Below are 13248 nucleotides of genomic sequence, written 5' to 3' on the forward strand. Positions count from 1 at the left end.
GCGCACAAGGCGCTGCTCCGGGCCCGTTCGTCGGGGCGGTCGGTCGGACGTGGCCGACCGGGGTCACAGGTAGGGGCCGCCCGAGCGGCCGGTGGCCCGGACGTCGTCCCCGTCCGCGGCGACACCCGGCGGCAGCGCACGGCGCATCTGCTCCAGCTGGGCCCGCGCGGCCATCTGCTGCGCGAAGAGCGTGGTCTGGATCCCGTGGAAGAGCCCTTCCAGCCAGCCCACCAGCTGGGCCTGGGCGATCCGCAGTTCCGCGTCGCTCGGCGTTCCCTCGTCGGTGAACGGCAGCGAGAGCCGCTCCAGCTCGTCGACCAGCTCCGGGGCCAGCCCGTCCTCCAGCTCCTTCACCGAGCTGGCGTGGATCTCCTTCAGGCGCACCCGGCTCGCCTCGTCGAGGGGAGCGGCGCGCACCTCCTCCAGCAGCTGCTTGATCATGCTGCCGATCCGCATGACCTTCGCAGGCTGCTCCACCTGCTCCGTCACGGGGGTCTCACGGGACTCGTCGTCCCCGCCGCCGCCGAGTGCCATACCGTCCTGGCCCACGACCAGGATCTGCGGGTTCTCGGGCGAGCTCTCGTTCCTCGGCATCTCCATACCGCCATTGTCTCGCACCTGTTGTCCCCACACGATCAATACCGTCCTTGCCTGAAGAGTCTGCTGATCCACCGTCCGGATGTCCCGGGGTGCCGCGGTCAGGGCCGCGTGTGAGGCTGGGACCGTCGCTTCCGGGCTCCGACCCAGCAGGGGGTCATCGGTATGGCCACCCAAGGCCGACGGGCACTCGCGTCCGCACTGCTCCTGCCCGGGCTCCTCACTCCCATGCCCGCCGTGGCCGCCGTCGTGACGGCCGCGTCGCCGGGCACGCCGGCGCCGAGCGCCACCTCGCCCTCGCGGGCGGGCAGCGTGGTGGGCGACGGGCAGGAGCGGCCGGGCCGCAGCGCGTCCCCGACACCGCCATCCGCCCCGACCTCGCTCCCGCCCGGCCCCACCCGTTCGGCCTCTCCGTCGGGCGCGGTCCCGGGACCGTCCGTCTCCGCGGGAGTGCCGCTCCCACCCGGCGTCACCGCGTCGCCGGGGGCCACCGCGTCGCACGGCCACCCGAGCGGGCCGGCGACGCGACGCGGCCGTCCGCCGCATCTGCCCGGACCGGCCACGCGCCCGGGGGACCGGGCGGAGCCGCCCGACGCACCCGAGGAGCCGGCGCCCGAGGAATCCGCTTCCCCTGGCCCCGTCCCCGCACCCTCCTGGTGGGTCCCCGGGCCGTCCGCCTCCCTCGGCGCCGTGGTTCCCGGCGTCACACCACCGGGCCCGGGTCCCACGCCGCCCGCCCTGGTCCCGCCGGACGCCGCCGACTCCGGTCCCTCCGGCGACCAGGCCGGAGCCCGCACCGGATCCGGCACGCGCAGCACGGCCCCGCTCGGCGTCGGCCTCATCCTCACCGGCCTCGCCCTGGCCCTGACCTTCCAGGCCCTCCGCCTGCGCCAGTCATGAGCCGTGGACGCGTGGACCGCCGGCCCGCGGACCGGTGATCCGCGGACCGGTGGCCTGCCGACCGGTGGCCGGCGGCGCGGGGGCCGACGGCGCGGTGATCCGTGGACCGGTCACGCGGTCGCGGCGGGGGTGAGGAGGAGGACCTTGCCGATGTGGTCGCTGGACTCCAGGACCCGGTGGCCCTCCCCCGCCTCGGCGAGCGGGACGGCCCGGTCGACCACCGGCCGCACGTGCCCGTCGGCCACCAGCGGCCACACGTGCTCCCGCACCGCCGCCACGATCGCCGCCTTCTCGCCCAGCGGCCGCGCCCGCAACGAGGTCGCACTGACCGCCGCGCGCTTGTTGAGCAGCGTCGCGATGTTCAGCTCGCCCTTGATCCCGCCCTGCATCCCGATGATCGCCAGGCGCCCGTTGACCGCCAGCGCCCGCACGTTGCGGTCGAGGTACTTGGCCCCCATGTTGTCGAGGATGACGTCCGCCCCGGCGCCGTCCGTGGCCTTGGCGATCTCCTCGACGAAGTCCTGCTCGCGGTAGTTGATCAGGATGTCGGCGCCGAGCTCCGCGCAGCGGTCCAGCTTCTCCTGGGTGCCCGCGGTCACCGCCACCTTCGCGCCGACCGCCTTGGCCAGCTGGATCGCCATCGTGCCGATGCCGCTGGACCCGCCGTGCACCAGCAGGGTCTCGCCCGGACGCAGACCGGCGACCATGAAGACGTTCGACCAGACCGTGCACGTCACCTCGGGGAGCGCCGCCGCGTCCCGCAGCGGCAGCCCTTCCGGAACCGGCAGCAGCTGCCCGGCCGGGACGGCCACCTTCTCGGCGTAACCGCCGCCGGACAGCAGCGCGCACACCTCGTCACCGACGCTCCACCCGGTCACCCCCGGGCCGAGGGCGGCGATCCGGCCGGAGCACTCCAGCCCGGGGTAGGGGGACGCCCCCGGCGGCGGGTCGTAGAACCCCTGCCGCTGGAGCAGGTCGGCGCGGTTGACCGCCGCCGCCGCCACCTCGACCAGGACCTCGCCCTCTCCGGGCACCGGGTCCGGCACCTCGGCCCACACCAGCGCCTCGGGTCCGCCCGCCTCGGGAATCGTGATCGCATACATGCGAACGACGCTACTCCTTCACCGGACGAAGCCCCAGGCATGCCGCCGTCCGCACGGCCGCACGGCCGCACGGCCTCCGGGGCGCACGGCCTCCGGGGCGGGGGCAGGAGCGAGCGCGGGAGCGACCGGGCCGGCGGAGCCTCGGACGACCGTCACGGGCGGTCGATGGTTCCCCCCTGCCGGTCCGGATGCGGCAACGGCCGCATGTCCGGCGCGACCTGACGTGCCTGCGAGGACCGCACGATGCAGATCACCCGGTCCGCGATCTGCAGCGTGCCGAGCGTGGCGTCGTCGAACCCGAGGACCCGATGACCGCGCACCACGCTGATCACCATGTCGTCCAGCTCACGCGGCTTCTTGCCCACCTCGGCCTTTATGACCGGCCGTTCGGCGATGTCGAGTCCGCTGCCCTGCTGGATGAGGTCCTCCATCACCATGCCGGCGGCCGGACTCAGCACCGACAGGCCCAGCAGACGGCCCGCCGCGCTCGCACTGGTGATGACCGCGTCCGCGCCCGACTGCCGGAGCAGCGGCGCGTTCTCCTCCTCGCGGACCGCCGCCACGATCTTGGCGCCCCGGTTCAGCTGGCGGGCCGTCAGGGTGACCAGCACCGCGGTGTCGTCGCGCTGGGTGGCGATGATGATCTGGCGCGCACGCTGCGTCTCGGCGCGCAGCAGCACGTCGCTACGGGTGGCGTCGCCCACCACGCCCGCGTATCCCTCGGCGGCGGCGGAGTCGATCGCCTTGGCACTGGGGTCGACCACCACGATCTGCTCCGCGGGGACACCCGAGGCGCAGACCGTCTGCAGGGCCGAGCGGCCCTTGGTGCCGAAGCCGACGACGACGGTGTGGTCCCGCAAGGTGTGCCTCCAGCGGTTCAGGCGCAGTTCTTCCCGCGTGCGCTCGGTGAGCGCCTCGAGGGTGGTGCCGACGAGGATGATCAGGAACACCACGCGCAGGGGCGTGATGACGAGGATGTTGGTCAACCGGGCGCTGTCGCTGGCCGGGGTGACGTCGCCGTAGCCCGTGGTGGAGAGGGTGACGGTCGCGTAGTAGAAGCTGTCGAGCAGGTCGAGTCCGCCGCCGGCGTTGTCGTTGTAGCCGTCGCGGTCCAGGTAGACCACGAAGGCGGTCGCCACCAGCACGGCCAGGGCCATCAGCAGGCGCTTGCCGACCTGCCGAAGGGGATGCGGCACTTCCTTCTGCGGCAGCTTCACCCGGTAGGTGACCAGACGTTCGCCCGCCTGTCGGGCGATGGCGTCCTGTCCCGGCAGTTTCACGTGAAACACACTCCAGTTCCGGCGAGCGTCCAGGGGAGGTCCAGGAGCTCGCTTTCGTCTCCCGGCCGCAATCCGCCCGGCGGGATCACGGCGAGGGCGTCGGCCGCCGCCATGCCGCGGAGCATGGCGGGGCCGTTGTAGTGCAGCGGATGGGCCCGGTCCGCGCGCAGCACCACCGGCACCAGCCGGGTGTCGTGCGGATGCCCCTGGACTCCTTCGGCCAGCGGCAGGGCGTAGGGCTCCGGCGCCGGATGCTCGCCCAGGGCACGCAGCAGCGGCTGGGCGAGCGTCAGCAGACCGGAGACGGCGGCCAGCGGATTGCCCGGCAGACCGACCAGGTGGCGCCCGTCCTTCAGCCGGGCCAGCAGCATGGGGTGACCCGGGCGGACCTGGACGCCGTCGACCAGCAGGTCGGCGCCGGTCGCGTGCAGGATCGGGTGGACGTGGTCGACCGGGCCCGCCGCGGTGCCGCCGGTGGTGACGATCAGGTCGGCCTCGCTGTCGACGACCGCGCGGCGCAGCGCCTCGGCGTCGTCGCCCAGCCGGCGGACGGCGGTGACCTCGGCTCCGAGGACCCGCAGCCACGGCGGAAGCATGGGGCCGAGGGCGTCCCTGATCAGCCCGTCACGCGGCCGCCCTTCGGTGAGGAGTTCGTCGCCCAGGACCAGGATCTCGACGCACGGGCGGGCGGCGACGGTGAGCGTGTCGTACCCCGCCGCGGCGGCCAGGCCGAGGACCGGCGGGGTGACGGGCGTCCCGGCAGGCAGCAACTGGTCCCCCGAGCGGCACTCCTGGCCGCGGAGACGGATGTCCTGGCCGTGCCCTGTCTCGCGCTGGGCGTGCAGGCGGCCGGCCTGGTCGAGACGGCCGTGCTCGCTCCGCAGCACCGCCGTGGTGTCGCGGGGCACCCGGGCGCCGGTGGCGATGGGTGCGGCCTCGCCGTCGGCCAGCGGCGCGGGCTCGGTGTCACCGGCCAGGACGTGGGTCTCCCGCACCTGCCAGGGGCCGGGGCCGGCCACGACCCAGCCGTCCATCGCGGAGGTGTCGAACGGCGGCAGGTCGGTCAGCGCGGTGAGCGGAGCGGCCAGCACCAGGCCCAGTGCGGCGTCGAGCGGCACCTGCACGGGCATGCGGGAGCGGCGGCGCGCGGCACGGGCGGCGTGACCCGCCCGGTCGGCGACGGCACGCGCCTGCCGCCAGGGCAGACCGGTGTGCCGGTGACCGGTCCGGGCCTCCGCCGGCTTCGAGGCCTCCACCGGGGGACGGCCGGGGGCTGGCACGCCGGTGGTCCGGCCCTCGTTGACGAGGGTCAGCGCGTCGTGCACACCGAGGTCGTCGAAGCCGCCCGGGTTTCCTGGATCGGTCATCCGGCGTCCGCGGGCGTCGCGTCGTCAGCTGCGGTACCGGGCGCGGTGCCGGAAGGACTGCCGGGCGCGGTGCCGGAAGCGGTGTCCGAGGCGGTTCCCTTCGCGGCGGCGGCCTCGTCGGCCCAGCGCAGGGCCAGGGCGACGGCCTTGCGGGTGGCCTCGGCGACCGCTTCGGGACCGCCGCCCGCCCGACCGGCCGCGTAGCCGACCAGGAACGTGGTCAGCGGCGCCGCGGGGCGGGCGACACCGTGCGCCGCGTCACGGGCGAGGTCGAGGAGCAGAGTCTTGTCGACGTCCAGGTCGATGCCCAGCTCGTCCTTGGCTGCGGTGATCCATTCATCCAACACGTGCTCATGCTCCCTGATACGTGCGCGGGCGGTGTCGATGTCGTCCCAGGTGTCGCAGTCGAAGGACGCGGCGGGGTCGCTGATGAGTGTGACCCGAAGCGCTCCGGTCAGTCGTCGCAGGGGCAGCCCGGAGAGGCCGCCGTTCTCCTCGGCGACCGCGGCGAGTACGCGCCGCAGCGGCTCGGCCCGGTAGGCGGCCACCAACGGCTGCCGCCGCCCCTCCCCGTCCACCACCAGCACGGCATCGCACCCGGCGTCCCCGTCGGCCGAGCTGACGACCCCGCGGGTGCCGGCTTCACGGGCGCGATCGGCTTCACCGGCACGGTTGGCTGAGTCGGCGGTACCGGCGGCGGTGCCACCGCTGGAGGGGTCGGTGCGACCAGCAGTGCCGGCCACACCCCGGGCGTCGGCAGCACCCGTGGCCGCGACGGCGACGGCGGCGTCCACAGGGCCCGCAGCGTCGGCGGCGGTGCCCGCGGCGGGGGCTGCCCCGGTGACGTGGGCGGCAGAGGCGGACCCGTCGGCGGAGGCGGCGGACGCGGTCAGCGTGTGCACGAGGCGGTGGACGGTGGCGGCGTCGAGGAAGGGGAGGTCGGCGCTGAGGACCACGACGACGTCGGCGGTGGTCTGCTCGAGGCCGGCCGCCAGCGCGGCCACCGGCCCGCCGCCGGGCGGAAACTCCCGCGCCCACCGCACCGGCCGCGCCGTGGACCGGGGGTCGGCCACGACGACGGTGCGCCCGGCGTCGGCGCAGGAGGCCAGGACCCGGTCGAGCAGGGCCCTGCCGCCCACCCGCACACCCGGCTTGTCGGCGCCGCCCAGCCGGCGGGCGGCGCCGCCGGCGAGCACCACGGCGTCGAAGCCGTGGTGCCCGTCGCCCCGCACGGCGGGGGAGCTGCTGTGGTCGATCACCCCCCGAGTATGGAGGGCGCCGCGATCACAGGGAACGCAGGAGTACCGCCGGCTGCTCGACGCAGTCGGCCACGTACCGCAGGAAACCGCCCGCGGTCCCGCCGTCGCAGACCCGGTGGTCGAAGGTCAGCGACAGTTGCGTCACCTGACGCACCGCCAACTCGCCCTGGTGCACCCAGGGCTTCGGGGTGATGCGCCCCACACCGAGCATGGCAGCCTCGGGGTGGTTGAGGATCGGGGTCGAACCGTCGACGCCGAACACACCGTAGTTGTTGAGGGTGAAGGTCGAGCCGGAGAGCTCGGCGGGCCGCAGCCCGCCGGACCGCGCCGACTCGGTGAGCCGCGAGAACTCCCCGGCCAGCGACTCCGCGTCCCGCCGGTGGGCGTCGCGCACCACGGGCACCACCAGCCCCCGTGGGGTCTGCGCGGCGAAGCCGATGTGCACCTCCCCGAGCCGCACGATCTCCCGCGCCGCGGTGTCGACCGTGGCGTTGAGCTCCGGGAAGCGGTCGAGGGCGGCGACGCAGATCCTCGCCAGCAGGGCGATCAGCGAGATCTTCGGCCCCGGCCCGGCGTTCATCGCCGCTCGGGCGTTCAACAGCTCCGTCGCGTCGGCGTCCACCCAGCAGGTGGCATCCGGTATCTCGCTCCGGCTCCGGGTGAACTTGTCGGCCGCCGCGCCGAGCAGCCCCCGCAGCGGGATCCGCGTGACACCGGCGTCGGCCGCCACGGGCGCGTCCACCGGCCGCAGCGGAGACACGGTGGCCTGGTGGTCCTGCGTCTGCTCGCGGGACGCCGCGGCGCGCAGCGCGTACTCGACGTCGGCGCGCAGGATCAGGCCCTCGGGGCCGGAACCGGTGATGTCCCGCAGATCCAGGCCGTTGTCCCGGGCGAGGCGACGCACCAGCGGGGAGATGACCGGGACCGGACCGTCCTGCGCGGACGCGGCGCCCACGCCGCCCGCGGACCGCGCCGCCCGGGCGGGAGCGGCCGTGCCGTTCACGGAGACCGGCGCGGAAGCCGCAGCGGCGGCCTCCGCCGGGGCGGACGGCGCCTCGGCCGCCCGCGCACCGGCCGGCTGCGCCGGCGAGGACTCCGACGGCTGCCGCGGCCTGCCGCGGACCGGGGTCGGCGGGGGGACCCGGCGACGACGGGCCGGCGGCGCCGAGGTGCCGTAGCCGACCAGCACGTTCCCGGAGCCCTCCGCGCCCTCGACGGCCGTGCCGTTCACCGTGCCGGCCGCCGTGCCGGAGACGGCGGCGCCGGCCTCGCCCAGGGACAGGTCGCCCGGGACGGCGCCCACCGCGACCGTGATCAGCGGCGCGCCCACCGGAAGGGACCCCCCTTCCTCGCCGTACCGCGCGGTGACCACCCCGCCGTAGGGGCAGGGCACCTCCACCATCGCCTTGGCCGTCTCGACCTCGACGACAGGCTGGTCGACGGCGACCACGTCGCCGACCTCGACCATCCACTGCACGATCTGGGCCTCGGTCAGCCCTTCGCCCAGGTCCGGCAGCTTGAACTCGAATACCTCGGCCATCAGTCGCCCGCCTCCCACTGCAGCCGTCCCACCGCGTCCAGGATCCTGTCCACGCCGGGCAGGTGATGCCGCTCCGCCATCGGCGGAGGATACGGGATGTCGAATCCGGCGACCCGGAGAACGGGTGCCTCCAGATGGTGGAAGCAGCGCTCGGTGATCCGGACGGCGATCTCCCCGCCGGGTCCGCCGAAGCCGCCCGACTCGTGCACCACGACCGCGCGGCCGGTGCGCCGCACCTCGGCGCAGACCGTCTCGTCGTCGAACGGCACCAGCGACCGCAGATCGACCACGCCCAGGTCCCAGCCCTCCGCCCTGGCCGCCTCCGCCGCCTCCAGGCAGACCGGCAGCGACGGGCCGTAGGTGATCAGCGTGGCGCTGCGCCCGCTCCGGCGGACCACCGCCCGGCCAATCGGCTCGACCGGGGCCGGGTCCTGAGGGTCCCAGGCGTCCTTGCCCCAGTAGAGCCGCTTGGGCTCGAGGAAGACCACCGGGTCGTCGGAGGCGATGGCCTGCCGCAGCATGCCGTAGGCGTCGGCCACCGTGGCCGGCGTGACCACGTGCAGACCGGGCGTCGCCATGTAGTAAGCCTCGGAGGAGTCGCTGTGGTGCTCCACGCCGCCGATGCCGCCGCCGTAGGGGACGCGCACGGTGATCGGCAGGGGCATCGCGCCCCGGGTGCGGTTGCGCATCTTCGCGACGTGCGAGATCAGCTGCTCGAAGGCCGGATAGGCGAAGGCGTCGAACTGCATCTCGACCACCGGCCGCAGCCCGTACATGGCCATGCCGACGGCGGTGCCGAGGATGCCCGCCTCGGCGAGCGGGGTGTCGGTGCACCGGTGGTCGCCGAACTCCGCCGCGAGGCCGTCGGTTATCCGGAAGACGCCGCCCAGGGTGCCCACGTCCTCGCCGAGGACGTGGACGGACGGGTCCTCGGCCATGGAGTCCCGCAGGGCCCGGTTGAGCGCCTGCGCCATGGCGGTCTGCGTGACCGCCACGGCGCTGTCGACGGCGGTACCGAGGGAGGTGCCGGTGGTCATCGGGCCGTGCCTTCCTGCTTCGGGTGCGCCTCGGCCTCCAGCTCGGCCCGCAGCATCTCCTGCTGCTCCCGCAGCTGGGGCGTGGGCTCGGCGTAGACGTGCGCGAAGAGTTCCATGGGGTCGATCTCGGGGTCCTGGTTCATCCGGGCCCGCAGGTCGGCGGCCATCGCCTCGGCGTCCTCGCGGACGGCGCCGATCGCGTCCTCGTCCAGCACGCCGCGCGCGGTCAGTTCCCGCTCGAGCAGCAGCACCGGGTCGTGGTCGCGCCAGGCGTCCACCTCGGCGGACTCGCGGTAGCGGGTGGCGTCGTCGGCGTTGGTGTGGGCGTCCAGGCGGTAGGTGATCGCCTCCACCAGCACCGGGCCGTTGCCCTCCCGGGCGTGCCGGACGGCCTCGCTCAGGACCTGGTGCACGGCCACGGCGTCGTTCCCGTCCACCAGCCGGCCCGGTATGCCGTACCCGACGGCCTTGTGGGCCAGGGAGGGGGCGGCCGACTGCTTGGCCAGCGGGACGGAGATGGCGAAGCCGTTGTTCTGCACCAGGAAGACGACAGGGGCCTGCCAGACGGCGGCGAAGTTGAGCGCCTCGTGGAAGTCGCCCTCGCTGGTGCCGCCGTCGCCGATCATGGCGAGGGCCACCACGTCGTCGCCCTTGAGGCGGGCGGCGTGGGCCAGCCCGACCGCGTGCGGCAGCTGGGTGGCCAGCGGGGTGCTCAGCGGGGCGACCCGGTGGGCGTAGGGGTCGTAGCCGGTGTGCCGGTCGCCGCGCAGCAGGGTCAGCGCCTCCACCGGGTCGACGCCGCGGCCGACCACGGCGAGGGTGTCCCGGTAGCTGGGGAAGAGCCAGTCCTGGTCGGCGAGGACCATGGCGGCGGCCACCTCGCAGGCCTCCTGGCCGGTGCTGGACGGGTAGACGGCGAGGCGGCCCTGCTTGGTCAGCGCGGTGGCCTGGGCGTTGTAGCGGCGACCGCGCACCACCTCGGCGTACAGGCGGCGCAGCAGGCCGGGATCGGCCGCGGCGGCCTCGTCGGCGGCAGGCGTCCCCAGGACGCGGTAGGGCTCGGCGTCGGGCAGCAGGGGCGCGGGGTCCGTGCGCGGCTGCCAGGCGGGCGGCGGGGCGGGGCGGTAGGTGTCCCGCTGCTCCATCACCGTCATGACGGCACCTCCTCGTGGGAGTGGCTACGAGGACGCCGGGTGTGACGCACCTCACCTACCGATTGTTCGGTCGTTGGCGGATTTTGGCTACAGGCGGCGTCAGCCTGTGGACAAACGGTTCTCCACAGCCTGAGATGGAGGCACGGTGTCCAGGGGAGGGAGGCGGGGAAGCATGCGACCTGAACAAATGGCCGACGGCCCGGAGAAGGGTGTCGTGCCGGCGCCCGCCGGCACCCGCCCGCTGCCGCCTCCCAGGGTGCTGGACGCCATCGACCAGGACATCCTCGGAATGCTCCAGAAGGACGGCCGCGCGTCCATCCGGTCGGTGGCCGAGCGGGTGCACGTCTCCCGGGCCAACGCCTACGCGCGGATCAACCGGCTGATCGAGGACGGCGTGATCCGCGGCTTCGGCGCCCGGATCGACCACGAGCGGGCGGGTCAGGGCACCTCCGCCTACATCACTCTGAAGATCGTCCAGAATTCCTGGCGCACGGTGCGCGAACGGCTGAGAGCGCTGCCGGGGGCCTCGCACCTGGCACTGGTCGGAGGCGACTTCGACGTGCTGATGCTGGTGCACGCGCCCGACAACCGGGCGCTGCGCGAGCTGGTGCTGACCCGGCTGCACTCCATGCCGGAGGTGCTCTCCACCCGGACCCTGCTGGTCTTCGAGGTCGAGGACATCGATTCCCCCGACAGCACGGCCGGCACTGCCGGCACGGACGGCCCGCGGCGCGCGGAGGCCCCGGACGTCCCCAAGAGCCGGGGCGTCCCGGGCAACACCGGCGCCACGGGCAGCCCGGTCTGAGCCACGTCCGCCACCGGGGCTCCCCGAGCCGGTCCACCGGCCGCCGAGGAGCGGCGGGCCCCGAGGAGCCCGCCGTCAGCCCCGCAGGCCCGTGAGGACCAGCTGGACCACCGCGTCGGCGATCTCGCGGCGCGCGCCCGTGCCGCCGTCGGGGCGGTACCACTCGACGATCGAGTTGATCATGCCGAAGACCAGGCGGGTGGCCAGCCGCACCTCGATGTCGCCCCGTACCTCACCCTCCGCCGCGGCGTTCTTCAGCAGGTCGGCGACCCGGTGGTCGAACTCGCGCCGCCGCTCCAGCGCCCACCGCTCGGTGCCGGTGTTGCCGCGCACCCGCAGCAGCAGCGTCACGTAGGGCAGCTCCGCGATCAGCACCTCGACCATCCGCCGCACCACGTACTCCAGGCGGCCGGCCGCGCCGCCCTCCTTGGCCTGCGGCTCGTCGAGGATGCCGAAGAGACCCTCCAGCGCCCGGCTCACCGCCCGCCGGAGCAGTTCCTCCTTGCCGGAGACGTGGTGGTAGATCGACGACTTGGAGATCCCGGCCGCCTTGGCCAGGTGCTCCATCGACGTGCCGTCGTACCCGCGGTCGTTGAAGACCTGGACGGCCACCCGCAGCAGCGAGTCCGGCGTGTAGGTGTCACGCTTGGGCGTGGTCATGGCGATGGCTCCCCCGTCACTTCGCCGCGGCGAAGGCGTGCCGCAGCAACGCCAGGGAGGGGGCGCAGCGGCCGGACGGTTCCCGCTCGTGCACCGCGTCGAGGACGCCGTAGGCCCAGTCGTCACCGAGCCGGCGGCTCCATTCGAAGGGACCCAAGGGGTAGTTGACGCCCAGCCGCATGGCGGTGTCGACGTCCTCCTCGCCGGCCACCCCGCGCGCCACCGCGTCGAAGGCGAGGTCGATGATCCGGGCGACCGTGCGCGCGACGATCATGCCGGGGACGTCACCGACGACGCTGACCTTCTTGCCCAGCGCCTGGAACAGGCCCACCGCCTCGGCCAGGGTCTCCGGTGAGGTGACCGGGGAGGCCGCCAGCGCGATCCGGGTGGCCGCCCGGTAGTCCAGGGCCAGATCGAAGGAGATCAGGTCGGGCCCGTACTCGCCGACCGTCTCGCCGTCCGCGAGGACCAGCGTGCCGCCGCCCGGCAGCACCAGACGGCCCTTCTCCTCGCCCTCCTCGGCGAAGCCCTCGTCCTCGACCCGCAGGTCGACGCCGGACTCCCGGATCAGCTCGACGAGACCGGACGCCGGACCGAGCGCACCCAGAAGGGTGACGTGGCCGGGCGCCTGCTCCGGACCGGCGGTCCGCGGCTCCGGCCGCCCGGCGCCCTCTTCACCCCCATGGGGGAACCAGCCGTGACCGGACTTGCGCCCGAGCCGCCCCGACTCGACCAGTCGGCGCTGGGCGAGCGAGGGCCGGAAGCGCACGTCCTGGAAGAAGGACTCCCACACCGAGCGGGTGACGGCCTCGTTGACGTCCTGGCCGATCAGGTCGGTGAGCTCGAAGGCGCCCATCCGGAAGCCGCCGCTCTCGCGCAGCACCGCGTCGATGGTGGCCGGGTCCGCGGCGCCGAGCTCGTACAGCTCGAAGGCCTCCGCGTAGAACGGCCGGGCGATCCGGTTGACGACGAAGCCGGGCTGGTCGGCGCAGGCCACCGGGGTCCTGCCCCAGGCGCGCACCGTCTCCAGCGCCCGCCCGGCGGCCCCGGGGTCGGTGGCGAAGCCGGAGACGACCTCGACCAGCGGCATCAGCGGCGCCGGGTTGAAGAAGTGCAGTCCGACGAACCGGCCGGGCAGGCGCAGCGCGCCGCCGATGGCCGTGACGGACAGGGAGGAGGTGTTGGTCGCCAGCAGGCACTCCTCGCCGACCACCTCCTCGAGCTCGCGGAACAGTTGCTGCTTGACGTCGAGGCGCTCCAGGACCGCCTCCACCACCAGACCGCATCCGGCCAGGTCCGAGAGGGCGCCGGCGGGCGTCAGCCGGTCCCGGGCGGCGTCGCGGTCGGCGGGGCTGAGACGGCCCTTCTCGACGAGCCGGTCCAGACGCGCCACGATCGCGGCCGCCGCCTCGCCGGCCCGGCCGGGGGCGGCGTCGTGGAGCCGGACGGGATGTCCGGCGACCAGTGCGACCTGGGCGATGCCCTGGCCCATGGTGCCGGTACCGACTACTGCCACGGGGCTTTTCAGGTCGAGTGCTGTCATGAG

At 74.4% G+C, this 13248-nt stretch carries 12 protein-coding genes; 2 read left to right on the forward strand and 10 right to left on the reverse strand.

What is annotated here, in order from left to right:
- Window positions 1–63: 63 nt before the first annotated feature.
- Window positions 64–600, reverse strand: a complete 537-nt coding sequence (locus ACFRAV_RS18535; protein WP_382556812.1) for a bacterial proteasome activator family protein — start codon at window positions 598–600, stop codon at window positions 64–66.
- Window positions 601–1287: 687 nt separating this feature from the next.
- Here ACFRAV_RS18535 and ACFRAV_RS18540 point away from each other — a divergent pair.
- Window positions 1288–1497 (forward strand): hypothetical protein, encoded by a 210-nt coding sequence (locus tag ACFRAV_RS18540; protein ID WP_382556814.1) that lies wholly within the window; start codon window positions 1288–1290, stop codon window positions 1495–1497.
- 110 nt (window positions 1498–1607) lie between these two features.
- Here ACFRAV_RS18540 and ACFRAV_RS18545 read toward each other — a convergent pair whose 3' ends face one another.
- The 7 genes from ACFRAV_RS18545 to pdhA form a co-directional block, all read right to left on the reverse strand.
- A complete protein-coding gene (locus tag ACFRAV_RS18545; RefSeq protein WP_382556817.1) occupies window positions 1608–2600 on the reverse strand; it encodes an NAD(P)H-quinone oxidoreductase in 993 nt (330 codons plus the stop codon).
- Between the two features lie 152 nt (window positions 2601–2752).
- A complete protein-coding gene (locus tag ACFRAV_RS18550) occupies window positions 2753–3880 on the reverse strand; it encodes a potassium channel family protein (protein ID WP_382556819.1) in 1128 nt (375 codons plus the stop codon).
- A complete protein-coding gene (locus tag ACFRAV_RS18555; protein WP_382556822.1) occupies window positions 3877–5247 on the reverse strand; it encodes a molybdopterin molybdotransferase MoeA in 1371 nt (456 codons plus the stop codon). The genes ACFRAV_RS18550 and ACFRAV_RS18555 overlap by 4 nt, the downstream gene beginning before the upstream one ends.
- Window positions 5244–6506, reverse strand: a complete 1263-nt coding sequence (locus ACFRAV_RS18560) for a DUF6457 domain-containing protein (protein ID WP_382556823.1) — start codon at window positions 6504–6506, stop codon at window positions 5244–5246. The genes ACFRAV_RS18555 and ACFRAV_RS18560 overlap by 4 nt, the downstream gene beginning before the upstream one ends.
- 25 nt (window positions 6507–6531) lie before the next feature.
- Complete coding sequence (locus ACFRAV_RS18565; RefSeq protein WP_382556826.1) at window positions 6532–8046, reverse strand: dihydrolipoamide acetyltransferase family protein; 1515 nt, start codon at window positions 8044–8046, stop codon at window positions 6532–6534.
- Complete coding sequence (locus tag ACFRAV_RS18570) at window positions 8046–9083, reverse strand: alpha-ketoacid dehydrogenase subunit beta (protein ID WP_382556828.1); 1038 nt, start codon at window positions 9081–9083, stop codon at window positions 8046–8048. The genes ACFRAV_RS18565 and ACFRAV_RS18570 overlap by 1 nt, the downstream gene beginning before the upstream one ends.
- Window positions 9080–10237 (reverse strand): pyruvate dehydrogenase (acetyl-transferring) E1 component subunit alpha, encoded by a 1158-nt coding sequence (gene pdhA, locus ACFRAV_RS18575; protein ID WP_351114993.1) that lies wholly within the window; start codon window positions 10235–10237, stop codon window positions 9080–9082. The genes ACFRAV_RS18570 and pdhA overlap by 4 nt, the downstream gene beginning before the upstream one ends.
- Before the next feature lie 172 nt (window positions 10238–10409).
- Between pdhA and ACFRAV_RS18580 the strand changes: the two genes are divergently transcribed.
- Complete coding sequence (locus ACFRAV_RS18580) at window positions 10410–11042, forward strand: Lrp/AsnC family transcriptional regulator (protein ID WP_382556830.1); 633 nt, start codon at window positions 10410–10412, stop codon at window positions 11040–11042.
- A gap of 75 nt (window positions 11043–11117) precedes the next feature.
- On the opposite strand, the gene ACFRAV_RS18585 is transcribed toward ACFRAV_RS18580, so the two are convergent.
- Entirely contained in the window at window positions 11118–11702 is a 585-nt protein-coding gene (locus tag ACFRAV_RS18585; RefSeq protein WP_382556833.1) for a TetR/AcrR family transcriptional regulator, read from the reverse strand.
- Between the two features lie 16 nt (window positions 11703–11718).
- A complete protein-coding gene (locus ACFRAV_RS18590) occupies window positions 11719–13245 on the reverse strand; it encodes a 3-hydroxyacyl-CoA dehydrogenase (protein ID WP_382556836.1) in 1527 nt (508 codons plus the stop codon).
- Between the last annotated feature and the right edge of the window lie 3 nt (window positions 13246–13248).

The organism is Streptomyces sp. NPDC056600, from assembly GCF_042792855.1.
Taxonomy (GTDB): domain Bacteria; phylum Actinomycetota; class Actinomycetes; order Streptomycetales; family Streptomycetaceae; genus Streptomyces.

Excerpts from the sequence above, each read along its gene's own strand:
- ACFRAV_RS18535 (WP_382556812.1), bottom strand. The coding sequence starts at position 600 with ATGGAGATGCCGAGGAACGAGAGCTCGCCCGAGAACCCGCAGATCCTG.
- ACFRAV_RS18545 (WP_382556817.1), bottom strand. The coding sequence starts at position 2,600 with ATGTATGCGATCACGATTCCCGAGGCGGGCGGACCCGAGGCGCTGGTG.
- ACFRAV_RS18555 (WP_382556822.1), bottom strand. The coding sequence starts at position 5,247 with ATGACCGATCCAGGAAACCCGGGCGGCTTCGACGACCTCGGTGTGCAC.
- ACFRAV_RS18565 (WP_382556826.1), bottom strand. The coding sequence starts at position 8,046 with ATGGCCGAGGTATTCGAGTTCAAGCTGCCGGACCTGGGCGAAGGGCTG.
- ACFRAV_RS18570 (WP_382556828.1), bottom strand. The coding sequence starts at position 9,083 with ATGACCACCGGCACCTCCCTCGGTACCGCCGTCGACAGCGCCGTGGCG.
- pdhA (WP_351114993.1), bottom strand. The coding sequence starts at position 10,237 with ATGACGGTGATGGAGCAGCGGGACACCTACCGCCCCGCCCCGCCGCCC.
- ACFRAV_RS18580 (WP_382556830.1), top strand. The coding sequence starts at position 10,410 with ATGCGACCTGAACAAATGGCCGACGGCCCGGAGAAGGGTGTCGTGCCG.
- ACFRAV_RS18585 (WP_382556833.1), bottom strand. The coding sequence starts at position 11,702 with ATGACCACGCCCAAGCGTGACACCTACACGCCGGACTCGCTGCTGCGG.
- ACFRAV_RS18590 (WP_382556836.1), bottom strand. The coding sequence starts at position 13,245 with ATGACAGCACTCGACCTGAAAAGCCCCGTGGCAGTAGTCGGTACCGGC.